General features: G+C 61.3%; 24 protein-coding genes and 1 other RNA gene. 9 read left to right on the top strand and 16 right to left on the bottom strand.

The features are described 5' to 3' along the window. From Q5Y75_RS20555 to Q5Y75_RS20535, 5 genes are all read right to left on the bottom strand, one after another. Complete coding sequence (locus Q5Y75_RS20555) at positions 1-1578, bottom strand: ABC transporter ATP-binding protein (protein ID WP_306201077.1); 1578 nt, start codon at positions 1576-1578, stop codon at positions 1-3. After that, positions 1575-2681 carry an ABC transporter permease gene (locus Q5Y75_RS20550; RefSeq protein ID WP_306201075.1) on the bottom strand — a complete coding sequence of 369 codons (1107 nt, stop codon included), beginning with the start codon at positions 2679-2681 and terminating at the stop codon, positions 1575-1577. The genes Q5Y75_RS20555 and Q5Y75_RS20550 overlap by 4 nt, the downstream gene beginning before the upstream one ends. After that, positions 2682-3764 carry a microcin C ABC transporter permease YejB gene (locus Q5Y75_RS20545; RefSeq protein ID WP_306201073.1) on the bottom strand — a complete coding sequence of 361 codons (1083 nt, stop codon included), beginning with the start codon at positions 3762-3764 and terminating at the stop codon, positions 2682-2684. A 1-nt stretch (position 3765) separates the two neighbouring features. After that, on the bottom strand, positions 3766-5682 hold the full coding sequence (locus Q5Y75_RS20540; protein ID WP_306201071.1) for an extracellular solute-binding protein: 1917 nt from the start codon (positions 5680-5682) through the stop codon (positions 3766-3768). A gap of 176 nt (positions 5683-5858) precedes the next feature. Beyond that, the gene (locus Q5Y75_RS20535; protein WP_306201160.1) at positions 5859-6365 is read right to left on the bottom strand and encodes a c-type cytochrome; all 507 of its coding nucleotides are present in this window, start codon (positions 6363-6365) and stop codon (positions 5859-5861) included. 121 nt (positions 6366-6486) lie between these two features. On the opposite strand from Q5Y75_RS20535, the gene Q5Y75_RS20530 reads away from it, so the two are divergent. Beyond that, complete coding sequence (locus Q5Y75_RS20530; RefSeq protein WP_306201070.1) at positions 6487-7320, top strand: prephenate dehydratase; 834 nt, start codon at positions 6487-6489, stop codon at positions 7318-7320. Positions 7321-7328: 8 nt separating this feature from the next. On the opposite strand, the gene Q5Y75_RS20525 is transcribed toward Q5Y75_RS20530, so the two are convergent. Further along, entirely contained in the window at positions 7329-7796 is a 468-nt protein-coding gene (locus Q5Y75_RS20525) for an SRPBCC family protein (protein WP_306201068.1), read from the bottom strand. 39 nt (positions 7797-7835) lie between these two features. Continuing rightward, on the bottom strand, positions 7836-8807 hold the full coding sequence (gene nudC, locus Q5Y75_RS20520; protein WP_306201066.1) for an NAD(+) diphosphatase: 972 nt from the start codon (positions 8805-8807) through the stop codon (positions 7836-7838). Positions 8808-8955: 148 nt separating this feature from the next. Here nudC and ffs point away from each other — a divergent pair. The 4 genes from ffs to Q5Y75_RS20500 all read left to right on the top strand — a co-directional run bounded on the left by ffs (position 8956) and on the right by Q5Y75_RS20500 (position 11523). Then, an RNA gene (ffs, locus tag Q5Y75_RS20515) (signal recognition particle sRNA small type) lies at positions 8956-9054 on the top strand. A 131-nt stretch (positions 9055-9185) separates the two neighbouring features. Further along, entirely contained in the window at positions 9186-9836 is a 651-nt protein-coding gene (locus Q5Y75_RS20510; RefSeq protein WP_306201064.1) for a histidine phosphatase family protein, read from the top strand. A gap of 13 nt (positions 9837-9849) precedes the next feature. After that, the gene (locus tag Q5Y75_RS20505; RefSeq protein WP_306201062.1) at positions 9850-10464 is read left to right on the top strand and encodes a glutathione S-transferase family protein; all 615 of its coding nucleotides are present in this window, start codon (positions 9850-9852) and stop codon (positions 10462-10464) included. 3 nt (positions 10465-10467) lie between these two features. After that, positions 10468-11523: a saccharopine dehydrogenase gene (locus Q5Y75_RS20500; RefSeq protein WP_306201061.1), complete on the top strand. Its 1056-nt coding sequence runs from the start codon at positions 10468-10470 to the stop codon at positions 11521-11523. A 28-nt stretch (positions 11524-11551) separates the two neighbouring features. Here the strand turns inward: Q5Y75_RS20500 and Q5Y75_RS20495 are convergent, their stop codons facing one another. From Q5Y75_RS20495 to Q5Y75_RS20470, 6 genes are all read right to left on the bottom strand, one after another. Then, positions 11552-11869, bottom strand: a complete 318-nt coding sequence (locus Q5Y75_RS20495) for a DUF3775 domain-containing protein (RefSeq protein ID WP_306201059.1) — start codon at positions 11867-11869, stop codon at positions 11552-11554. Positions 11870-11937: 68 nt separating this feature from the next. After that, complete coding sequence (locus tag Q5Y75_RS20490; protein WP_306201058.1) at positions 11938-12669, bottom strand: SDR family NAD(P)-dependent oxidoreductase; 732 nt, start codon at positions 12667-12669, stop codon at positions 11938-11940. After that, positions 12666-13250 carry a DUF3833 domain-containing protein gene (locus Q5Y75_RS20485; protein ID WP_306201159.1) on the bottom strand — a complete coding sequence of 195 codons (585 nt, stop codon included), beginning with the start codon at positions 13248-13250 and terminating at the stop codon, positions 12666-12668. Before Q5Y75_RS20485 ends, Q5Y75_RS20490 begins: the two co-directional genes overlap by 4 nt. A 2-nt stretch (positions 13251-13252) precedes the next feature. Next, complete coding sequence (locus Q5Y75_RS20480) at positions 13253-14494, bottom strand: MFS transporter (protein WP_371933295.1); 1242 nt, start codon at positions 14492-14494, stop codon at positions 13253-13255. A 2-nt stretch (positions 14495-14496) separates the two neighbouring features. Continuing rightward, on the bottom strand, positions 14497-15258 hold the full coding sequence (locus Q5Y75_RS20475) for a DUF1365 domain-containing protein (protein ID WP_306201054.1): 762 nt from the start codon (positions 15256-15258) through the stop codon (positions 14497-14499). Continuing rightward, the gene (locus tag Q5Y75_RS20470; RefSeq protein WP_306201052.1) at positions 15255-16553 is read right to left on the bottom strand and encodes an NAD(P)/FAD-dependent oxidoreductase; all 1299 of its coding nucleotides are present in this window, start codon (positions 16551-16553) and stop codon (positions 15255-15257) included. Before Q5Y75_RS20470 ends, Q5Y75_RS20475 begins: the two co-directional genes overlap by 4 nt. 128 nt (positions 16554-16681) lie before the next feature. Here Q5Y75_RS20470 and Q5Y75_RS20465 point away from each other — a divergent pair, with 128 nt between their 5' ends. From Q5Y75_RS20465 to Q5Y75_RS20450, 4 genes are all read left to right on the top strand, one after another. Continuing rightward, on the top strand, positions 16682-17341 hold the full coding sequence (locus Q5Y75_RS20465; RefSeq protein ID WP_371933294.1) for a sigma-70 family RNA polymerase sigma factor: 660 nt from the start codon (positions 16682-16684) through the stop codon (positions 17339-17341). Between the two features lie 6 nt (positions 17342-17347). Continuing rightward, entirely contained in the window at positions 17348-17998 is a 651-nt protein-coding gene (locus Q5Y75_RS20460) for a ChrR family anti-sigma-E factor (RefSeq protein ID WP_306201048.1), read from the top strand. A gap of 74 nt (positions 17999-18072) precedes the next feature. Next, positions 18073-19143 (top strand): bifunctional transcriptional activator/DNA repair enzyme AdaA, encoded by a 1071-nt coding sequence (locus Q5Y75_RS20455; protein ID WP_306201157.1) that lies wholly within the window; start codon positions 18073-18075, stop codon positions 19141-19143. Beyond that, positions 19140-19907, top strand: a complete 768-nt coding sequence (locus Q5Y75_RS20450; protein WP_306201046.1) for an isocitrate lyase/PEP mutase family protein — start codon at positions 19140-19142, stop codon at positions 19905-19907. Before Q5Y75_RS20455 ends, Q5Y75_RS20450 begins: the two co-directional genes overlap by 4 nt. Here the strand turns inward: Q5Y75_RS20450 and Q5Y75_RS20445 are convergent. Genes Q5Y75_RS20445 through mutL form a run of 3 tightly spaced genes read right to left on the bottom strand, consistent with a single transcriptional unit; the run spans position 19904 to position 23370 of the window. Continuing rightward, entirely contained in the window at positions 19904-20260 is a 357-nt protein-coding gene (locus Q5Y75_RS20445) for a VOC family protein (protein ID WP_306201045.1), read from the bottom strand. The genes Q5Y75_RS20450 and Q5Y75_RS20445 overlap by 4 nt on opposite strands. 15 nt (positions 20261-20275) lie before the next feature. Continuing rightward, a complete protein-coding gene (locus Q5Y75_RS20440) occupies positions 20276-21514 on the bottom strand; it encodes a DNA recombination protein RmuC (RefSeq protein WP_306201043.1) in 1239 nt (412 codons plus the stop codon). Beyond that, entirely contained in the window at positions 21511-23370 is a 1860-nt protein-coding gene (mutL, locus tag Q5Y75_RS20435; protein WP_306201155.1) for a DNA mismatch repair endonuclease MutL, read from the bottom strand. The genes Q5Y75_RS20440 and mutL overlap by 4 nt, the downstream gene beginning before the upstream one ends. Between the last annotated feature and the right edge of the window lie 217 nt (positions 23371-23587).

Below are 23587 nucleotides of genomic sequence, written 5' to 3'. Positions count from 1 at the left end.
CTAGCCTGCCGCTGCGATCAGCTCACGCGTATACTCGGTCTGCGCGTTCTCAAACAGTGCTTCGGCCGCGCCGGTCTCGATCACGTCGCCCTGTTTCATCACCACGACCTGATGCGACATCGCCCGCACCACCTTGAGGTCATGTGAGATGAACAGATAGGCCAGCCCGTATTTCTGCTGCAGGTTCCGCAGCAGTTCCACGATCTGGACCTGCACCGTCATATCCAGCGCCGAGGTCGGCTCGTCCAGAACCAGCAGTTTGGGCCGCAGGATCATGGCCCGCGCAATCGCGATCCGCTGCCGTTGCCCCCCGGAAAACTCATGCGGATAGCGGTCCATCGCTTCCGGGTCGAGCCCGACCTCCTCCATCACCTCGGCCACCAGATCCCGCGGGGCACGATGCGGGTCGACCTGATGAATGGCCAAGCCTTCGGAAATAATCTGCATGCAGGTCATGCGCGGGCTGAGCGAGCCGAAGGGATCCTGAAACACGATCTGCATATCCTTGCGCAGCCGCCGGAGCTCGCGCGTGGACCACTTGCGCACATCCTGCCCGCGAAAGGTTATCGCCCCTTCAGAACCGATCAGCCGCATGATCGCCAGCGCCAGCGTTGTCTTGCCCGAGCCGCTTTCTCCCACGATCCCCAGCGTTTCGCCCGCGCGCACGGTGATCGTGGCATCGTTGACAGCCTTCACATGGCCCACGGTGCGTTTGAGAAAGCCGCGCTGGATCGGGAACCAGACCTTGAGGTTATCGGTGCGCGCGATCTCTTCGGCGCTTGCATCAACTGGCTGAGGCGAGCCCGAGGGTTCTGCGGCCAGAAGTTTCTGCGTATAGGGATGGCGCGGATTGTCGAAAATCTCGGTTGTCACGCCGGTCTCAACGATCTCACCGTCTTTCATCACGCAAACCCGGTCGGCAATCCGCCGCACGATACCGAGATCATGAGTGATGAACAGCATCCCCATATTTTCGGACTTTTGCAGCTCTGCCAGCAGTTCCAGAATCTGCGCCTGAATGGTCACATCCAGAGCCGTGGTCGGCTCATCCGCGATCAGGATGTCGGGCTTGTTGGCCAGCGCCATGGCGATCATCACGCGCTGCCGCTGCCCTCCCGAAAGCTGGTGCGGATAGGCATCCAGGCGTTCCTCGGGGTCGCGAATGCCCACCTTGTTCAGCAATTCCACGATCCGCGCCCGCGCCGCGTCACCGGTCACGCCCTGATGCAAGGCGAGGCTTTCGGCCATCTGCTTCTGGATCGTGTGGAGCGGGTTGAGCGAGGTCATCGGCTCCTGAAAGATGAAGCTGATATCGTTGCCGCGCACATCCATCAGCCGCTGCTTCGAGGCCCCGATCATCTCCTGCCCGTCATAGGTGACCGAGCCTTCGACAATGGCGCTATCGCCCAACAGCGAGACCGTGCTTAGTGCAGTGACCGATTTGCCCGACCCGGATTCGCCCACCAGCGCCACGGTCTCACCGCGATCCACGGTGAAGGACACTCCCTTGACCGCCGCCGAGATCTGCCCGTCCTGTTGGAACGAGACCTTGAGGTTCTTCACATCCAGCAGGCTCATGAAAAGGTCTTTCTCGGGTCAAACGCGTCACGCACGCCTTCGAAGATGAAGACCAGAAGCGAGAGCATGATGGCAAAGGTGAAAAACGCGGTGAAGCCCAGCCACGGCGCCTGCAGATTCTGTTTCGCCTGCAGCGTCAACTCGCCCAGCGAGGGGGCCGAGGATGGCAGGCCGAAGCCCAGGAAATCCAGCGAGGCCAGCCCGCCGATCGTGCCGGTCACAATGAAGGGCAGGAAGGTCAGCGTCGCCACCATCGCATTGGGCAGCATGTGGCGGAACATGATGGTCATGTTACCTAGGCCCAGCGCCTTGGCCGCGCGCACATATTCCAGGTTCCGCGCCCGCAGGAATTCCGCCCGGACAACGCCCACCAGACCGGTCCACGAGAACAGGATCATCAGCGCCACCAGCAGCCAGAAACTTCGCCCCAGAATGGCAAACATGATGATGATGACGTAAAGCGAGGGCGTCGCTGACCAGATCTCGATGATGCGCTGGAAGATCAGGTCGAGCCAACCACCAAAGAACCCCTGAATGGCCCCCGCGAATATCCCGATCAGGCTGGCCACCCCGGTGACGAGCAAAGTGAAGAGGATCGACAGGCGAAAGCCATAGATCACCCGCGCCAGCACATCGCGTTTGGTGTCATCGGTGCCCAGCAGGTTCTGACCATTGGGTGGCAGCGGGGCTGCGCCGGGGCGATCCACGGAGGTGTTGAAGGAATAAGGGATTGGCGGCCAGATGGCCCATCCTTTTTCAAAGCCCTCGGCCTCAAACGTGCCCGCCTTGATCTCGTCGATGATGCCTTCGGGATCGTCGAAACACTCCTCCATCCCGCCACTATCGATCAGGCATTTGACCTCCGGATCGCTATAGATCGCCTCGGTCCTGAAGTCGCCACCAAAGGCAGTCTCGGGATAGAACTTGAAGATCGGCGTATAATACTCGCCGCGATATTGCACCAGGATCGGTTTGTCATTGGCGATGAACTCGGCAAAAAGCGACAGGCCAAAGATCACCGAAAAGATGATCAGCGACCAATAGGCGCGACCATTGCGGCGGAAATTGCGCCAGCGGCGCTGGTTGAGCGGAGAGAGCGCCATTTACCCCTCCCTCTTTTCGAAATCGATGCGCGGATCGACCAGTACATACATCAGGTCGCTGATGATGCCGACAACCAGCCCCATCAGGCCGAAGATGAAGAGCGTGCCGAAAATCACCGGATAATCGCGCGCCACGGCGGCCTCAAAACCCAGACGGCCGAGGCCGTCGAGCGAAAAGATGGTTTCGATGATGATGGAGCCACCAAAGAACACGCCGATGAAGACCGCAGGGAATCCAGCGATCACGATCAGCATCGCGTTGCGGAAAACATGGCCATAAAGCACCTTGTGCTCGCTCAGTCCCTTGGCGCGGGCGGTCATAACATAGTGTTTCTTGATCTCATCCAGAAACGAGTTCTTGGTCAGCAGCGTCAGCGTCGCGAAGGCAGCGATTGTCGAGGCCAGCACCGGCAGCGTGATGTGCCAGAAATAGTCCAGCACCTTGCCGGTCAGGCTGAGACTGTCCCAATTTTCCGAGGTCAGGCCGCGTAGCGGGAATATCTGCCAGTAAGACCCACCGGCAAAGAGCACCAGCAACAGGATCGCAAAGAGAAATCCGGGAATAGCGTAGGCGACAATGATTGCGCCGCTGGTCCAGGTATCGAAACTACTGCCATCGCGCACCGCCTTGCGGATGCCCAGCGGGATCGAGATCAGATAGGCGATCAGTGTGGACCAGAGCCCCAAAGAGATCGACACGGGCATCTTTTCCAGCACCAGATCGATGACGCTGATCGAGCGGAAATAGCTCTGTCCGAAATCCAGGGTCAGGTAATTGCCCATCATGCTCAGAAACCGCTCCAGCGGCGGTTTGTCGAAGCCGAATTCCTTTTCCAGCTCCGCGATGAACTCGGGCGGCAGGCCACGCGCGCCGATATATTGCTCATCCCCACCTTGTGGTTCGGGGCTGGACCCCTCGCCACCTGCAAAGCCGGCAAAGACGTCGCCCTGCCCTTCGATCTGCGCGATGATCTGTTCGATCGGCCCCCCCGGCACAAATTGCACCAGGGTGAAGTTCATGATCATGATGCCCAGCAGGGTCGGAATGACCAGCAACAGGCGTCTTAGGATATAGGCGCCCATCTTACCGCAGCGCGCCTTCTGCCCTTAGCTTGGCGGCTTTTTCTTCATCGACCCACCACAGATCGAGATGGCCCAGCGAGAAGGGCGGCAGCGTTTCGGGGTATTCATACATGTCGTAGTAGGCCACCCAGTAATTCGCGACATACCCGTCGGGGATCACAAAGAACTCGTGGCGCAGCGCCCGGTCCAGCGCCATCAGGGCTGCATCCTGCTGAGTCTGGTCGATGGTGTCGAAGGAGGCCTCAATGATCGCGTCCACCAGCGGGCTTGCCAGCCCGGCAGGATTGAACAGGCTGAACTCCGCTTCTTTTGAGCCATACATCTGGCTCAGCCCCCCGCCCGTGGACAGGAACGCGCCGTAGCGGTTGGAATAGATCATGTCATAGTCGCGCTCGCGGCTGCGCAGCGTGTATTGCGCGGGATCGATTTTGTCCGCCTTTGCGTCCACACCCAGCGCCTGCAGGTTCTGCACATAGGTTTCGATCATTGTGGTGATCGATGTAGGCAGGCTGGAGGGGTACGGGATTTCGACCTTGAGCGTCTGACCTTCGGCGTTGCGGCGCAGATTGCCCGCGCCCACTTCCCAACCGGCCTCGTCCAGCATCCGCGAGGCTTTGCGCAGATTGCCGCGGTCATTCAGCCGAGCCGCGCGGGACTCGTGCTGCAACAGGGCGGGTTCGGTGAACAGGCCCTCCGGGACCACATCGCCCAGCGATTTCAGAAACGCCAACTCGTCCCCTTCGGGTGTGCCGGTCGCCTCAAGATGGGTGCCCTGCACGAACGAGTTCCGCTGCGTGTTCAGACCGAACATCAGCGATTCGTTGGCCCATTCGAAATTGAACGCCAGCGCGAGCGCCTCGCGCACTTTCTTGTCGGCAAATTGCGGCTTGCCGAGGTTGAACACAAAGCCCGATGGCGTTGGCGGGCTGCGATCGGGGATCTCGTCCTTGACCACCTGACCGTTCTGGACCTTGGGGAAATCATAGTTGGTCGCCCAGATCTTGGGGTCGCTTTCGATCCGGTAAGTATAGACGCCAGCCTTGAATGCCTCGAACGCGGCCGTCTGATCTGCGAAATACTCCACACGGATGGTGTCGAAATTGTTCCGCCCCACATTGAACGGCAGGTCCTTGCCCCAGTAATCGTCCCGGCGCTTATAGACGATGCGGCGGTTGATATCGTAGCTGTCCAGCTTGTAGGGGCCGGAGCCAACGGCCACTTCCAATCGCGGCTCATCCAGACGGCGCGTCTCGTCAGCTTCGAACCAGGCTTTCGAGAACACGGTGGTGTTGCCCACGGTTTCAATCAGACTGCGGCGGCTGACCTCGGGGTTGAAGGTGAATTTCACCGTATGATCATCCAGCGCCTCAGCCCCGGTGACCAGACGGCTTACGGCCTGCGCGTAAGAGGGCAGCCCTTGCGTAATGAAAAGCTTGTGACTGTAAACCACGTCATGAGCTGTTACCGGCGTGCCATCCCAGAATGTCGCCTCGGGCCGCATATGAAAGATCACGTAGTTGCGGTCCTTGTCATATTCCAGGCTCTTGGCCAGCACGCCGTAATATTGCCCGACCGAGTCGCTGCTGCTTTCGATCAGGCTGTCATACTGGATCGAGGTCAACGCCCCCGGGCGGCCCTTGCGCGAATACGGGTTGAGCGAATCAAACGTGCCCGACGCCGCAAGCGACATCTCGCCGCCCTTCGGGGCCTCGGGGTTCACGTAGTTCAGGTGCGGATAATCCTCGGGGTAGTCCAGATTGCCGAAATAGGAATAGCCATGGCTGCGCACCACCTCGTCATTGGCCCGCAGCAACGTTGCCCCGCCCAGGAATAGAGCCACCGACAATCCCAGAACACCAGCGAACCTTAGCCTTGACTCAAGGACACCCACACGTGCTGCGGTTTTGGGAGTTTTCATCGGCTCATCCTCTCCGGTCTGGTTGGCGTTAAAGGCCAATCTCGCTTGTGCTAGAAAATGGTCCAGCGATTCAAGTTGCAAGTTTAGAACATGTGAACGCTTCGTGAAGAAGCGTTAATGAAAGAAAAAGGGCCGCTGCAACGGCAGCGGCCCCAAAAAAATCCATGTATCCGGGCTCAGTTGTCGAGGCTGTCCAGATAAGCGATCAGATTGATACGATCGCTTTGCTTCTTCAGGCCCGTAAAGGCCATCGATGTGCCCGACAGGGCGCTTCTGGGATTGGCCAGGAACGCATCCAGCTCTTCCACGGTCCAGTCTCCGCCCTTGTCCTGCATCGCCGCGGAATACCCGAACCCGGCAGCCGCTGCGACCGGACGGCCCACAACGCCGTAAAGGTAGGGACCAGTGCCATTGGCGCCATCTTCCAGTTTGTGGCAGGCTTGGCATTTCTTGAACACGTTCGCGCCCTTGTCGACTTCTGCCGCCATCATCAGCTCGTCGAAATTGACCTCTTCGGCCTCGCTGATTGTGTCGTTGCTTTCCAGCGGCTCAACAATATAGGCGGCCTCGCCATGGCCACCCACATGATAGATTTCTTCCGCGGCCCATTTCCCCAGAAGAAACACCAGGAAGGCGCCAAAGAAGCCTGCAGCGGCCTTTGTAACTGTCATCGTGTCGAACATTGATCGCGAGTCCATTTCAGCTGTCTGCGCAGGTGTCTAAGGCTTCCCCTCGCAAGAGGCAAGGTATAGACAGCGCGACCAAATGCCCAATTCGCGGGCTTGTTGCATGGAAGCCTATCAAATGACCAATCGCATCGCCTTCCAGGGAGAACCCGGCGCCTATAGCCACGAAGCCTGCCGAGACGCGCGCCCTGACATGGAACCGCTGCCCTGCCGCACCTTCGAGGACGTGATCGAAGCGGTGCGCGGTGGCAAGGCCGACCTGGCAATGCTGCCGGTCGAAAACACCACCTATGGTCGCGTGGCCGATATCCACCGGCTGCTGCCCCATAGCGGTCTGCACATCATCGACGAGGCCTTTGTGCGGGTGCATATCAACCTGCTTGCGGTGCCCGGCACGACCCTGGATCAGGTGCGCGAGGCGCATTCCCATCTGGTGTTATTGCCGCAATGCGCAGGCTTTCTGCGCGAACACGGGATCACTGGCCGGGTCAGCCCCGACAATGCCCGCGCCGCCCGCGAGATTGCCGAACGCGCCGATCCGGCGGTGGCCGCTCTGGCCAGCGAGTTGGCCGGCGAGATTTACGGGCTGGACGTTCTGGCCCGCCATATCGAGGATCAGGGCAATAACACCACGCGTTTCCTGATCATGTCGCGCGAGGCCGACATGACACGCCGGGGCGATCACGGCATGATCACCTCCTTCGTGTTTCAGGTCCGCAACATCCCTGCCGCGCTTTATAAAGCGATGGGAGGGTTCGCGACCAATGGCATCAACATGACCAAGCTGGAAAGCTACATGGTCGACGGGTCCTTCACCGCGACTCAGTTCTATGCCGATATCGAAGGACATCCCGAGGATCCAAACGTGCAACTGGCGCTGGAAGAACTGTCTTATTTCACCGCCGAGCTCGAGATTCTGGGCGTCTACCCCACCACCCGTCAGCGCAGCTGATCCGGACTCTACCGGAACCGGGCCTGTCGGCTTTCCATGTCGCGGGCAAATTCACCCAACCGCTTTTTGAACCGCCGGTTCAGGTTGCGGCGGGCCAGTTTCAGCGACTGCACAAACAGGCGCGCGGGCAGCGTATTTGGCCGCAGCTTCAGCTTCAGATGCAGGCGGGTCCGCTGCGGGGACAGGGGCATCAACTCAACCAGCATGGTGCTTTCGATACCCTTGGTCGAGGAATCGACCTGCATCAGAGTCGGCCTGTCATACCGGCACAGCACCAGATGCAGGTTGCGGGGCTTGCCGCGCAACTGGAAGGCTGCCTGCCATTCCAGCCCCCGCATCACCCGCGAATGATCGTTCAGCCGCCGCACATCGATCCCGCGCCGGATCGCACTGCGCTCGAACGCGTCGAACTCTGACAGCATGTCGAACACATCGCTGATGGGCGCTGCGATATCCTCGGTGCCTGTAATCTGCATACGGGGTCCTGCTGAGTTCCGGTTTCGCTGAGTCTTGCCTCAATCCAGTGTATCCGCAAGCCAGTTACGGATCAGGAAATGCGCGATCGAGCCTGAGCGGGCTGGTTTGATCTCCGGGTTCTCTCCGGCAAAGACCTGCAGCATCCCCGATTTCGACACCCAGATCGCATCCTCGATCTCGCTCGGGTCGATGGTGATCTCGCGCGACAATGCCTCGCCCGCGCAGCCAATCATCAGCGAGGCCGGGAACGGCCAGGGCTGGCTGGCCAGATAAGACACCTGCCCCACCGGTACGCCTGCCTCTTCCGCGACCTCGCGGCGCACGGCGGCTTCAAGCGTCTCGCCCGGTTCCACAAAGCCCGCAAGCAGCGAATACATGCCATTCGGCCAACCTGGCGACCGCCCCAGCAGCACCGAATCCCCATGAGTGATCAGCATGATCACCACCGGGTCGGTACGCGGGAAGTGATGGCCGCCACATTCCGGGCAGGTGCGCTGCCAGCCACCTTGCACCATCTCGCTTTCCGCGCCGCAGCGGGCACAGAACTGATGCGTTTCATGCCAGCTGAACAGCGCCCGCGCAGTCGCCGCCAGCTCTGCCTCGCGCGGATTCAGGGCAGTCATCATCCGGCGCAATTCGCAAAACACCTGCCCCTCGGGCAGATCGGGATGCTGCTGCTGACTGGGGTCGTGGAAGGCGCCAACCGTCTCCATGTCTGCGACGTCCGGCGCCCAGTCCGAGATATCACAGGCGAAATGCGGCGTGTCATCTTCGGCCGTACCCAGAAAGATCGGTGGGGTCGTAGCTTTTGATATCAGGGGATGATCCGGCTCCACATGCGGCAGGACCGGCACTGCCTCGGGCTGCATCAACACTTTGCCGCGCCAGAGCAGATGGTAGCGTGCGCTCACATGCCGCGCCAGATCCGCCAGCGCCGTGGGGTCCGTGCGCTGATGGGCGGAGCGGTTGAGGCCCGACCCGCCAAAGGTCACCTGTTCGGCATGTTTCATGATGTGTCTTCCCAATCGAGATCGGCGACAGGGCTGCCACTTCTGCCCGCTAAGAGCAACGGGTTTGTCACAACGACCCCGAAAAACCGGCCCTGCGCGGCCGCGACACGGGCTTGCCAACCCTGCGGATCGCGCCTATATCGACGCCTGAGAGGTTGGCGCGGGCGAGCGCCTCGCCAACCTGGTCAGGTCCGGAAGGAAGCAGCCACAACGAGCCCCGCTTGGGTCGATGTCCAACCTCTCACTTCTCCGCACAGCAGGAATGGGTTGAACTGGCTTGCCCCTTTTATGTTCGATGCAATGAACATCGGGCACAGATCACATATGGTGCAAATCGCCCGGCTGGCCTAAGACGGACCAAACCGGAGAGCAGTGCCAATGTCACATATCACCCTCGTTCGTCACGGTCAGGCCAATACAGCCGCCCGCGATGAAGTCAGCTATGACAAGCTCAGCCCCTTGGGCCATCAGCAAGCCAGTTGGCTGGGCGCGCATCTGCGCGATACGGGCAGCCACCACACCAGGGTCTATTGCGGCACGCTGATCCGCCATATCGAAACCGCCGCCAGCATGGGTTTTGCCGACCCTGTTCGGGATGCACGCTTGAACGAGATCGAGTACTTCACCCTTGCAAATCTGCTGGAAGATCAGAAAGGCGTGGAGGTCCCGAAAGATCGCGAAGGTTTCGTCGATCACCTGCCACTGACTTTCTCCGCCTGGGAAAACGACGAAATCGACAATCCGCCCGAAACCTTTACCGAATTCGACACGCGGGTGCGCAGCGTGCTGACCGAGATCAACCAGGGCAGCGGCCCCGCCATTGTGGTGACCTCCGGAGGTCTGATTTCGATGGCGATGCGGCAGGTGCTGGGGCTGGATACGCGATCGATGGCGCGGGTGGCTCTTGCCATCATGAACACCTCGCTGCATCGTCTGCACACGATCGGGTCGGATTTGAGCCCGGTTCTGTTCAACGCCATTCCGCATCTGGAAGCACCGGATCGGCAATTCGCGCAGACCCATCTCTGAGGAGGTCGCTGACATGCAACTCTACTACGCGCCGCGCACCATCTCGGTGGCTGTGGCCATCGCACTGGAAGAAGCCGGGCTGCCCTATGAGGCGATCAAGCTGGATTTCGCGGCGGGCGAGCAAACCGGGACCGCCTATCAGCAGATCAACCCCAAAGGCCGGGTACCGGCGCTGGCGGTCGAGGGTGGCATCCTGACCGAAACCGGCGCGCTGCTGGATTATGTCGCTGCGCTGGCGCCACAGGCGGGGCTAGTGCCCGGCGACCTGGTGCTGGCGGCCCGGATGCGCGAGGTGATGTATTACCTGGCTTCGACCATGCATGTGAATCACGCCCACCGGCTGCGCGGTCATCGCTGGGCTGATCAGGAAAGCAGTTGGGAGGACATGAAGGCTAAGGTCCCCGAGACCATGAACGACTGCTGCGCCTATATCGAGGCCAACGGGATGCGCGGGCCTTTCGTGCTGGGCGAACAGGTCAGTCTTGCCGATTGTTACCTCTACGTGGTGTGTAGCTGGCTAGAGGGGGACGGCGTTGATCCGTCCGCTTATCCCAAGATCACTGCCTTCCGCGATGCCATGGCTGCGCGCCCCTCGGTGCAGGCTGTAATCGCTGCCGGAATGCTCTGACCAATGACACATCTTTGGGTCCGCGCCGAACAGCGCGCAAATGAGGAACGTGTGGGGCTGACCCCCGATGGAGCGGCGGCACTGATCGCAACCGGGGTCGAGGTCACCATCGAGGTCAGCGACACGCGCGCGATCCCCATTGACGGCTACCGGCAGGCGGGCTGCGCCATCGCCGCGGCTCATAGCTGGCCACAGGCACCACGGGACGCGATCATCTTCGGGCTCAAGGAATTGCCCGAAGATGGCACATCTCTGCCCCATCGCCACATCATGTTTGGTCACGCCTTCAAGGGGCAAGGTTCGGGCCGCGCTCTGCTGCAACGCTTCAAGGCAGGTGGTGGCACGCTCTATGATCTGGAATATCTGGTGGATGAGGATGGCCGGCGTGTTGCCGCCTTTGGCTACTGGGCCGGATATGCCGGGGCGGCGGTCACGCTCAAGGCATGGGCCGCACAAAAGAACGGCGCGATTTGCGGTCCGGTCGGCACCTATCATAGCAAGGATGCGCTGAGCACAGCGTTATCCTCCGAGCTGGAGGCGAGCGGAAAGCCGCGCCCCTCGGCCATTGTGATCGGCGCGCTTGGCCGGGTCGGCAGCGGGGCTGCCGATCTGTGCGAGGCGATGGGGGTGCAGGTCACACGATGGGATATGGCAGAGACCGCCAGCGGCGGCCCGTTTCCCGAAATCCTCGAACATGATCTGTTCCTGAACTGCATCTTCGCCCGACCCGGCACGCCCGTCTTTGTCCCAAAAGCGGCGCTAGACACCCCGCGTCGCCTGACTGCAATCGGCGATATCGCCTGCGACCCCGACAGCGACTATAACCCGGTGCCGGTCTATGACCGCGCAACCAGTTGGGAGCAGCCAGTGCTGCGGGTCGCCGATGATCCGGCGCTGGACGTCATGGCGATCGACAACCTGCCCTCGATGCTGCCGGTTGAAAGTTCGCAGGATTACGCAGCACAACTGCTTCCCTCGCTGCTGACGCTTGGCGATATCAACAAGGGTGTTTGGGGGCGGGCGGAACAGACGTTCCGGCACCATCTGGACGCGCTCTAGCGCCCCCCGCCCTCACATCAGCCCGTCCTCACATCAGATCGTTTTCAACGTCTTCGGCAGAGATGCCCAGCGCATCCAACCCATTCTCCAAATGATCCGACAGGTGCGGTGTTCCGATCAGGTAGTCGGCGCAAGGAGTCGAGGCCTCGGCCTTGGCGGTCCGGATCGCTTCGCCCAGTTCCTCGACGTCGAAGCTGTCGCGCCCGATCCACATGATCGCGACCAGTTCGGCCTGCTCATCTTCGCCCATCCGGTCAATGAAGGCTCGCATTTCACCCTCTGCACGCCCCAACTCGCGCGCCATCATTGCTACCTGCGCCACCTTGCGCGCTGAAATCTCCAACATCTGCATCGCTCTCCTGTCCGCGTGATCTGATCGATTCCAATCAGGGACGCGCCGCGCGGTCTTTGATCTTACGCAAATAGGCGGAAATAGAGCCAGTCGGGCAGCAATTGTCCCAGCCGGAACAACCAGGCGAAGGGAACCGGAAAGGCGCGCTGGAAATGATCGGTGTTCATGTGATCGAACATGATCTGTGCGGCGCGCTCAGGCTCCATGATCGCAGGCATCGCAAAGTTGTTCTTTTCGGTCAGACGGGTGCGGATAAAGCCAGGATTGGCAAGTTGCACATCAATGCCGGTCTTGCGCAGGTCGGCATAGAGCCCCTCGGTCAGCACCATTGTCCCGGCCTTTGATGCAGCATAGCCCACTGCGCCCGGCAAGCCACGATAGCCCGATAGCGAGCCGGTCACCACGATATGGCCCGCATCCCGCGCCACCATCGGCGGCAGGGTCAAACCGAGCACGCGCATCAACCCGGTGAAGTTGATATCTGCCATAGCATTGGCCTGAAGATAGTCCCACTCCTGCGCCGCCATCGGCCAGTAGACACCGGCCAGAAACACCATGCCATCGATCTCGCCGACCTGTGCAGCGGCTTTGCGCAGGCTGTCATCGTCCGAGACATCCACTGGCACCACTTCGGTTGGACCGGGCAGGTCCGTGGCCAACGCCTCAAGCCGGTCGGTTGAGCGCGCCGACAGGATCAGATGCGCGCCGCTGCGGCTCATGATCTCGGCCAGCGCCGCGCCCAGCCCTTCGCTGGCACCCACCACCCAGTAGCGTTTTCCGGCCCACTCCCTCACGCGGCGTCGCGCTCCTCTATCTGGGCCTCAAGAGGGCGCATCGTGGCGACCAGTTCGGCCACCTGAATGCCAAATTTGCGGAATTGCGAGCGGTTCACGATGGTGCCGTTCGGGGCCAGATACATCCAGTCCACAACATCCAGCACATGCGACCCGGCGCTTTCCGGCAATTGGATGCGATAGCGCAATTGCACAGCCGAGCCGCTCTGCCGCCCCTCGCCCACACCGATCACGTCTGGTGCGGTAGCGCGAATCCGGCCTTCAGCGTCCAGTTCCAGAGACCATTCCCGGTCCTGCGTGTTGCCGCTGTCATAGCGAAAGTGTTCCCGCATAACGCCGCGATTGCCCTGCCAGCTGGCATCAAAATCACCAACAAAGCGCGAGGTCACCCGGCCCGTTGGCCCATAGATCACGCCTTCGCACTGAATGGGACCGTTGAGATGCGTGCGCAGATCGAAATCGGGGCCTCGTGCGACATAGTCACCGGGGTTTTGCGACAGGAAGGACATGAATCGTCGTTTCGCAAAGCCGAGCGCCAGCACAATCGCGCCGCCCAGCGCCATATAGAGGATCGCCTCCATCATCAGTTTCCTTTCAGATCGGTGGCCGCCAGCAAAGCCAGCGCAGCCAGTTTGAGGACGCAGGGCAGCCCGGCGTAGAAAATCGACAGCAGGCGCAACGCCTCGTCTGTGTTTTCCACGCCCGAGCGGTACCCGACGTATTCGAGCGCAGGCAGCAGCGCGACGGCTGCAATGGCCAGCGAGAATTTCGACACAAATGCCCACAGGCCAAACCCTTCGGCGGCGGTGGGCGAGATCTTTGCCATCCGGGTGGCAAAAAGCGCGGGCAACAGCGTCAGGTCCGCGCCAAGGGCCGCACCCGAGAAGACACAGATCATCGCAAAAGCGGTCACATCCCCGGCCCCTAAAGTGATGGCAAAGCAGAATGACAGGATCGACAGGCACATCCCCGCAATCAACGCGCGTTTCGCGCTCCAGACCTCTGCTGCCTTGCCCCAGATCGGAGCGGCGCAGGCGGCACAGAGGAAGAACAGCAACAGCAAAGGGCCTTCGGCACCCGGCGCGGCCAGACGGCTTTCGACGAAGAACAGAAACAGTGTCGAGGAGACCGCCACCGGGGCCGCGTTCAGGAAAGCGATCACCAGCAATCGCCGCGCGACGCGGTCGCGCAGCACCGGGGCAAAACCGGTGGATTTGCGCAGCGGGCCCGCAACCCATTCAGCGCGCATCGCCCACCCTGCAAGGCAGGCCAGCAGCGCGAAGCCCAGCGCAAACCCGGCAAAAGGCTGATCAGTCAAAGCCGCAAGCCCAACTGGCGCGATGGCGGCCACACAGACACCCAGCAGCGCCCCGGTCTCGCGCCAGCGCGCCAGGCGGATATGGCCCATCCCGTCCATATGGTCTGCCTTACTGACGCCCTGGGCGTAGAAACATATCGTCAGAAAGCTGAAGGCAGAAAACACGATCGTCAGCATCAGCGCGAACCACAAGAGTGGCGCCACTGGCGGTGTGATCGCAAAAAGACCGACCATTGCGCCCGCCAGCGAAGTGACCGCCACAGAAACCGCCGCCTGACGGTGATGGCGCAACCGTTCGGCCAGCCAGCCCAGCGCGGGGTCCTGCACCACGTCCAGCAGGCGTAGCCCGAACAGGACCGCGCCCAGCGCGGTCAGGCTCACGCCATAGCTGTCGACAAAGAACTTCGGTGCATGGATATAGAGCGGCAACCCCGCCGCCGACAGCAGCGCGGCGAAGAGCGCGTAGGCCCCGAGCCGCTCTGACACCTGGATATCCGTGCGCGCCATGCTCATCCCCGGCTCACATTCGGCTGAATTGGCTCTGGCTCGCGCCGGAAGGTCGCGCGTTTGACCCACAGCTTGATCGCCTGCCAATGAATCAGAGCCATCACCCGCCGCGCGCCGAACGGGCGGCGCAGGGCCGACCAAAGGATCGCGCGGTTGGTCAGAGGTTGGCACTTGCCGGTCAGCGTCGCGATCAGCCCGCCATTTTCTCGCCCATAGTCGATCCAGACGCCAATCCGCGCATCGCTGATGTCGAAGCGGAACGTGTAGCCGCCCTCGCGCGGCTGAAAGGGTGAGACATGCAGCAGCTTGGTCGCGGTCAGACGGTCGCTCGGTTCGATCGGCGTGAGGTCTGGCTTGTGGCAGATGTAGCTATGGCGGGTGCCGAAGGTATTGGTCACCTCGGCCACGACCACGGTCAGGTCATCCGCCTCATCATAGCACAGCCAGAAACTGACCGGGTTGAACACATAACCCATGATCCTCGGCTGGGTCAGCAGCGCGATACGTTGAGGTTGCGGCAATTGATATTGCTCGAACACCCGGCGCAGCCATCTGGCACCCTCGCCCTGCTTGGGCGTGCCACCATGATCACGCGTACGAAAACCCATCAGGCTGGGGCGCTTGCGCGAGAACAGCAACGGCTCGGGCTGGTCGTTCTCGGGGTCGAGCAGGACATAGTCCAGAGAATAGCGGAACCCGTTTTGCACCGCGCCCTTTCGCCCATGAAAGGTATGGGCCGGGATATGTTGCACCGCCCTGATCATTCCGCCGCCATTGGTGTCATCGCAACACGGTTGATGCCTTCCACAACGCTGGCCGCACTGGCCAACCCGTCCTCGTGGAACCCATTGCGCATCCAGGCGCCGCAGAACCAGGTGGCCGCCGTCCCGTTGAAACCGGCAATCTTTTCCTGCGCTGCCAGAGCGCCAGCATCAAAGACCGGGTGGCGGAAGGTCGCCGCCTCGTAGATCAGCTCTTCGCGGATGCGGCGGCGCGAATTCAACGTCACAAAGAGAGGGTCCTCCTTGGGGATCGGCTGCAGCGAGTTCATCCAATAGGTCAGGTCGATCCGGTCTGATTGCGGCTGCGCATCCTCGGTATGGTTCCAACTGGCCCAGCATTTCTGCCGACGCGGCATCAGCGCAGTATCGGCATGCAGCACCGCATGGTTGGGCTGATAGCGGATCGCAGACAGGGCCGCCTGCTCACTTGGCGTCGCATCCGTAAGCAGCGCCAGCGTATCATCGGAATGGGTGGCAAACACCACCTCGTCATAAAGCTCCCACTCGGCCCCGCTCGTCTTGACCAGCGGCCCAAGCGAGGTGCGGCGTACCCCGTCAATGGGCGCGCCCAGACGCAACGACACGCCCTTGCGCTGCATGGCAAGTTGCAGGCGACGAACATATTCGACCGAGCCACCGCGCACCGTGTACCACTGATGCTGCCCGTCATAGTTCAACAACGCGTGGTTTTCGAAGAACCGGATCATCGCCCAGGCCGGGAAATCCAGAATCTTGTCTTTTGGCGTTGACCAGATCGCGCCCGAAAAAGGCTCCAGATAGTATTTGCGGAACCAAGACCCGGTGCCCAGGCGTTGCAACAGTTCCCCAACGGTAATGTCGCGGTCATGCGCATAGCGCGCGGCATTGGCGTTGAAATGGAACAGATCACGCACCATCCGCAGAAAGCTGGGCCGCGCCATGTTACGCCGCTGGGCAAACATCGCATCCGCCCCATGCAGCGCATATTCCACCGCGCCACCCCGCGCCGAGACGCCAAAGCTCATATTGCTCTCGGCAACCGGCACATCCAGCTTGTCAAAAAGACCAATCAGCCGTGGATAGGTCGCGCGATTGAATACGATAAAGCCGGTATCGACCGGCTGATCTCCGTTTTTTCCCGCAATGACAGTGCGGGCATGACCGCCTAATCGTCCCTCGGCCTCATACAGCGTGACGTTATGGGTATCGGCCAAGAGGTTGGCCGCGCCCATCCCCGAGATACCGCCGCCGATGACGGCAATCTTTCGGGGCGCGCCCGCAGAGTGTTCAAATGGCATATTTCGTGTTTCTCCGACACTATTCCGTTCCTTAACTGCATTACGATTGATCAACGGCTTCGGATGAAAAGAAAATCTTTTTTATCCCCGCATGTGATCCGGCTTGGGGTCACGCGCGTAACCTGTTTATGTTCGCCGAAGTGGAACCCGTTGAAACCTGTGGCGCGGCTGAGGCCGCCCAGCAGGTCATGCGGAAAAGGAAAACGACTGTCCGCAAGGGAAATGCAGCGGTGAACAGGGAAGACGATGGTTGCAAACCACAAGGGGAGTGGGTGGCCCATGTGCTGCGCATACGAAGCGCGCAGGACAAGACCGCCTTTGCCGAGCTGTTTCGGCACTTCGCCCCTCGGGTAAAAGCGTTCCTCATCAAGTCCGGCTCGACCCCGAGCCAGGCCGAGGAATGCACCCAGGAGGTGATGGCCACCCTGTGGCACAAGGCGCATCTGTTCGATCCGTCCCGCGCGTCGGTGGCCACTTGGGTCTACACGATTGCGCGGAACCGCCGGATCGATCTGCTGCGCAAGGAACGCAGGCCCGAGCCTGAGGAACTTACCTGGGGCCCCGAGGCCGAGCCGGACCAGGCCGATATCGTCTCCCTGCAACAGGAAACCGCGCATCTGCGCGAGGCTCTGAAAGCCTTGCCGGAGGCGCAGCGGGAGTTGATCGAAAAGGCCTATTTCGGCGATCTTAGCCATCGCGAAATAGCCGCCCAGACCGGGTTGCCGCTAGGCACGATCAAGTCTCGGATTAGATTGGCGCTGGACCGACTGCGCCATGCGATGAAGTGAACGAAGATGAGCAACGAGATCAAACATCATCTGACCGACGAACTGCTGATGGCTTATTCCGCGGGCACATTGCCCGAAGCTTTCAACCTCATGGTCGCCACTCACCTGTCGCTCTGCGACACCTGCCGCGCGCAAGCCGAAAGCTATGACGCGCTAGGGGGTTGCATGCTGCAGGACGCGCCAGACATGGTTGATCTGGCCGATGACGCGCTTGACGCGACATTGGCCCTAATTGCTGGTGGCGCAGCGCCTGACCTGCCTGCGTCGCCATCCTGTGACGTGCTTCCTGCCCCGCTGCGCGATTATGTCGGCGGCGGCGTTTCGGACATCAAATGGAAACCCGTGGGGATGGGTGTGAAACAGGCGATCCTGCCGACCTCCGCCGGAGCCTCTGCCCGTTTGCTGTTCATCCCCGCCGGAGCGGCCATGCCCGATCACGGGCATAAGGGCATGGAACTGACCATGGTCTTGCAGGGTGCGTTTTCGGACGAGATCGACCGGTTTGCCCGTGGCGATATTGAGATCGCGGATGAGGACCTTGAGCATATGCCTGTCGCCGATATCTCAGCCGACTGCATCTGCCTCGCGGTAACTGACGCGCCATTGAAATTCAACAGCCTGATTCCAAAGCTGGTGCAGCCGTTCCTGCGGATATGAAGCGATCATGAAAAGTTGAATACATGCCCGAAAACCGGCGGCAAAGCTCGTCGGTTTTTGTTTACTCTATGCGCATGCAGTATGAGCTTCCCGATGACGACACACTTTACGCCGCCCTCCTGACCCGCGACCCGAGCTGGGATGGCCGGGCCTATGTTGGCGTCAGTTCGACCGGTATCTTCTGCCGCCTGACCTGCCCCGCGCGTAAACCGAAACGGGCCCATTGTCATTTCTTTACCTCGGTTGCAGACTGTCTCTCCGACGGATACCGCCCCTGCAAACGCTGCCACCCGATGAACCCCTCGGCAGAGACGGAGCCGCTGATTAAGCCGCTTCTCGCCGCATTGGAGGCCAATCCGGCGCGACGCTGGCGCGAGGAGGACCTGGTGGCGATGGGACATGATCCCTCCACCGTCCGCCGAGCTTTCAAGCGTCAGTTCGGTCAGACCTTCCTTGATCTGGCCAGACAAATGCGGCTGCAGGCCGGGCTGACAACGCTTGCCGAAGGCGGTCGCGTGATTGACGCACAAATCGACGCGGGGTTCTCCTCGCCCGCCGCCTTTCGCACCGCGGTTGCAAACCATCTCGGCCTGCCGCCCGGCGCGTTTCGCCGCGATGCGTTGCTGCGCGCCGACTGGATCGATACGCCTTTGGGCGCGATGATCGCTGTCAGCGACAAAAGCCACCTGCATCTGCTCGAATTTACCGACCGCAAGGCGCTGCCAACCGAGTTGAAGCGTCTGTACAAAAGCTGCAAAGGATCGCTGGGGCTGGGTAGGTTTGGCCCGATAGACCAGGCGCAGGCACAACTGAGCAACTATTTCGAAGGCCGCACCGCGCGATTCGATCTGCCACTGGCGCTACATGGTTCACCTTTCACCCAAAAGGTCTGGAAGGTTTTGCAGGAACTTCCCGCAGGAACCACCCATTCCTATTCCGAGATTGCCCGCCGCCTGGGGCGGCCCTATGCGGTTCGCGCCGTCGCGCGCGCGAACGGGGCCAACCAGATCGCTATCGTAATCCCCTGTCACCGGGTGCTTGGCGCGGATGGTTCGCTGACCGGCTATGGCGGCGGGCTGTGGCGGAAACAGAAGCTTATCGAGATCGAACGGCATTATGCGCCACAGCAAAAGGAACACGTATGACACAAGCAGACAAAGCTCGCGCCTTCGCCGCGCTGCACCAGCCCGGAACACCGCTGATCCTCTACAACGCCTGGGATGCGGGCAGCGCCAAGGCCGTGGCCAAAGCAGGTGCTGATGCAATCGCGACGGGCAGTTGGTCGCTGGCGGAGGCGCAAGGCTATAGAGATGGCGAGGACATTCCGCTCGCCTTCGCCCTTCAGATTGCCGGTCGGATCGCTACGTCGGTCGACCTGCCCGTCAGTTTCGATTTTGAAGCCGGATATGCCGACGATCCTGAGATCCTGTCCCAGAATGCCGGACAGGTGATCGAGAGCGGCGTAGTTGGCGTGAATTTCGAAGACCGGATCATTGGTGGCGACGCGCTGAGATCGGTCGAGGCGCAGGTAGCGCGGATTGCCACCCTCCGGCGCGTGGCAGATCATGCGGATCTCCCATTCTTCATCAACGCGCGCAGCGACGTGTTCTTCCAAGATAGCACTTCTGGCGATCATTCCGCGCTGATGGAAGAGGCCCTGACACGGGCGCGGGCCTATGCAGCGGCCGGTGCAAGCGGGCTGTTCCTGCCCGGTCTTGTCACGCCCGAGCTGATCGGGGAAATCTGCACCGCATCCCCACTGCCCGTCAACATCATGCAAACAGGCCAAGCCCCGGACCACGCCACGCTGGCAAAGCTCGGCGTCGCCCGGATCAGCCATGGCCCGGCGCCCTATCTCAAGGCGATGGCACATGTCACTGAAGCGGCGAAGAAGGCTCTCGACCTTTAGCCGCGCTTCACCGCCTCTATATTGTGGCCGTCCGGATCGATGACATAGCCTGCATAATAGTCGGGCCCGTAGAGCTTACGTGGGCCCGGCGCACCGTTGCATGTCCCGCCATTGGCGAGGGCTGCGCGGTGGAAATCGTGGACCTGATCCTTTGACCGGGCAGAAAATGCCAGATGCAATGGAACGAACTCTGCTTCGGTTTCGGCGAGGCCAAAGACCCAATTCGTATCACCAAATCCGATGACCGGCCCTTCCTGTAGCAGGAAACGATACCCAAATGCGTCCAACACTGGCTCATAGAAGGCGCGGGCACGCGCCAGGTGTCGGACCGGAATATTCACATGGTCGATCATCCCCGGCAAAGCCCTCTAAGCGTCAGGCTGGCTCAAAGGGACGACATTAGACGTCTCCTCAGCGGCGATTTCTTCGAAATCGAAATTGTCCAGCCGCTGCGCCCTACGACCCGCTTTTTCGGCGCTGATCTTGATTTCCGAGATATCCTTGGCCGCCTGCCCGAAATGCCGGTCCAGATTGCCAACCCGGTCGCCCAGCCGCTCCACATCCTTGTGCAGCAGACCCAGTTCCTTGCGGATCGCACCTGCCTGTTCGCGCATCCGGGCGTCCTTGAGGATCGCGCGCATCGTGTTCAGCGTCGCCATGCAGGTGGTGGGTGAGACGATCCAGACCCGTTTGTCGAATCCTTCGCGCACCACATCCGGGAAATTGGCGTGCAACTCGGCATAAACCGCCTCCGATGGTAGGAACATCAGCGCCCCATCGGCGGTTTCCCCGTCGATGATGTATTTCTCGGAAATCGCCTTGATATGGGCCCGCAGCGCCGTCTTCATCATCCGTGCCGCTTCCTGCAATTGCGCCTGGGTTTCCGCCGCGCGCAGCGCCTCATAGGCTTCCAACGGGAATTTGCTGTCGATCACGATCGGTCCCGGGGGGTTCGGCAGGCGGATCAGGCAATCGGCGCGCTTGCCGTTCGATAGCGTGTGTTGCAGCGCATAGCTGTCCGCAGGCAGCGCCTTGCACACGATATCATTGAGCTGGATTTCCCCGAACGCCCCGCGCGTCTGCTTGTTCGACAAGATGTCCTGCAGGCTCAGCACATCGCCCGAAAGCTTGGTGATATTATCCTGCGCCTTGTCGATTGTGGCCAGCCGCTCCTGCAATTGCGTGAGCGAGGTCGCGGTCTGTTTCGACGAGCCGTGCAGGGTTTCCTTCATCCGCTCCTGCATCTCGGTCAGGGCCCGCTGCGCGCGCATGGCGTTATCGGCCAGCCGGTCATTCATGTGTTGCTGCACATCCGACAGCCGCGCCTCGACCGTCTGGATGACCTGCACCTGCGCATTGGCCTGCGCATCCGAGACATGGCTGAGCCCACCACGTAGCTGCTCCTGACCCTGACCCAATTGCTGCACGTGCTGACTCAGCACTGCCATCTGCTGCGACAAGGGAACCGCCATCCGGGCCGAGCGGTTGGCGGCGCGCAGCGCCAAAAACAGCAGCACGATCATGAGCAGGGCCAGCGCTGCCCCTCCTCCCGCGGCCAGCACAGCCGGGTCGTCCAGAGAATATTGAATGCCGTTGATCTCGATCATGTGCGTCCGAACAGCCGTTCGATATCGGCCAGTTTGAGTTCGACATAGGTCGGGCGGCCATGATTGCACTGGCCGGAATGGGGGGTCGCCTCCATCTCGCGCAGGAGCGCGTTCATTTCTTCGCCGCGCATCCGGCGACCTGAGCGGATCGAACCATGGCAGGCCACCCGGCTCAGGATCGCCTCGATCCTGGCCTGCACCATCTGGCTTTCGCCCTGATCGGCCAACTCGTCGAGAATGTCGCGCAGCATCGCCCCGGCATTGACTTCGCCCAGTATGGCAGGGGCTTCGCGCACCGCCACCGCCGAGCCACCAAAGGGCTCGATCGTTAGTCCCATCGCCGCCAGATCTTCGCGAACCTCCAGCAAGCGGGCGCAGTCTGCCGCGCTGAGTTCGACGATTTCAGGGATCAGCAGGGCCTGCGCGGCCACGCCGGTCTCGGCCATCTGGTGTTTGAGTTTCTCATAAACCAGCCGCTCATGCGCGGCGTGCTGGTCGACGATGACGATGCCGTCCTGGGTCTGGGCGATGATGTAGTTCTCATGCACCTGCCCGCGCGCCGCGCCCAGGGGCAGATACTCTTCCACCGGTTCAGCTTGTTCCGGCATTGGAGAGGCGACAGCGGTAGGCTCGGTAATCTGCCCGCTAAAGGCTGACGACAGATCGGCAAAGCCCGGAGCCTGCGCGTCATACGCCGCACTGCGCGCGGCAGAAGAGGGACGGTCCATCTGATAGATCCGCGCCTGCCCCGCTGCCTCTGGTCGCATTGCCCCTAATGTGGCCCCAGCCACGGTAGTAGAGGCGCGATGACCAGCCTCCGCCAATGCTGTCCGCAAGGCCGAGACGATCAACCCGCGCGCAATGCCCGGATCACGAAAGCGCACCTCGGATTTGGCGGGATGCACGTTCACGTCCACCAGCGTCGGATCACAATCAATGAACAACGCCGCCGCCGGATGCCGGTCGCGGCTGAGGAAATCGAAATAGGCCGCGCGCAGCGCCCCGGTCAGCATCTTGTCCCGCACCGGGCGGCCATTGACGAAAAGATACTGCGCCACCGCTGCGCCACGCGAATAGGTCGGCAGGGCGGCATAGCCGAACAGCCGTATCCCGTCGCGACTGGCATCAATCTTGAGCGCATTCTCGGCAAATTCGCGGCCCAGAATGCGGGCCAGCCGCGCATGCAGCGCATCAAACAGATCGCCATTCTCGCGATCCGCCCGGAAGGTAACCCGCCCCTCGCCCCCGCCCGAGACATCGCGCAGGGTGAAACCCAGGCCGGGTTCGGCCATGGCCAGTCGTTTGACCGTGTCGCTAATCGCCTGCGTCTCGGCCCGGTCGGAACGCATGAATTTCAGCCGCGCGGGCGTGGCAAAAAACAGATCGCGCAATTCGGCCACGGTACCGTTGCGCAACGCGGCAGGTTTGATCGCCTCAGTCCGGCCGCCCGAAACAGCGATCACCGCTGCCTCATGCCCGGCTGCGCGGCTGGTCAGCGACAGGCGACCCACGGCGCCGAGCGATGGCAGGGCCTCGCCCCGGAACCCGAATGTATGGATCTTCAGCAGATCGCTGCCATCGATCTTGGAGGTGGCGTGCCGCGACAGCGCCAGCGGCAGATCCTCGGGCGTGATGCCACACCCATCGTCAGTCACCCGGATCAGGGTCTTACCGCCATCGGCAATGTCGACCGCGATCCGATGCGCCCCGGCATCAATGGCATTCTCGACCAGTTCCTTGACTGCAGAGGCTGGGCGTTCGACCACCTCACCGGCGGCAATGCGATTGATCGCGCCCTCATCCAACTGCCGGATAACGGGCCGCTCTTCGCTGATATTGGGGTTCGGATGAGCCATACCGCTAAACCTAGCATAGGCCCACACGATTCTGCCATAGGCTTGGCCAAAACGAAGATCGCCCGGTTCCGTGTTCTGGGTCAGCCAGATCGGGGGGTGATCAGGCGACACCGGAGCGAACACGGCAACCGGGCTCATCGTGAGTGGTGGAAAGAAGCGCAGCTGCGCTCCTGCCCTGTTCATGAATGTAGGGCGGCATGTCGGACCGGGAAACCCT

This window comes from Ruegeria discodermiae (assembly GCF_030758345.1).
In the GTDB taxonomy this organism is placed as follows: domain Bacteria; phylum Pseudomonadota; class Alphaproteobacteria; order Rhodobacterales; family Rhodobacteraceae; genus Ruegeria_C.
Note: the sequence above shows the minus strand (reverse complement) of the source record. Positions and strands in the feature narration are given on the sequence as shown.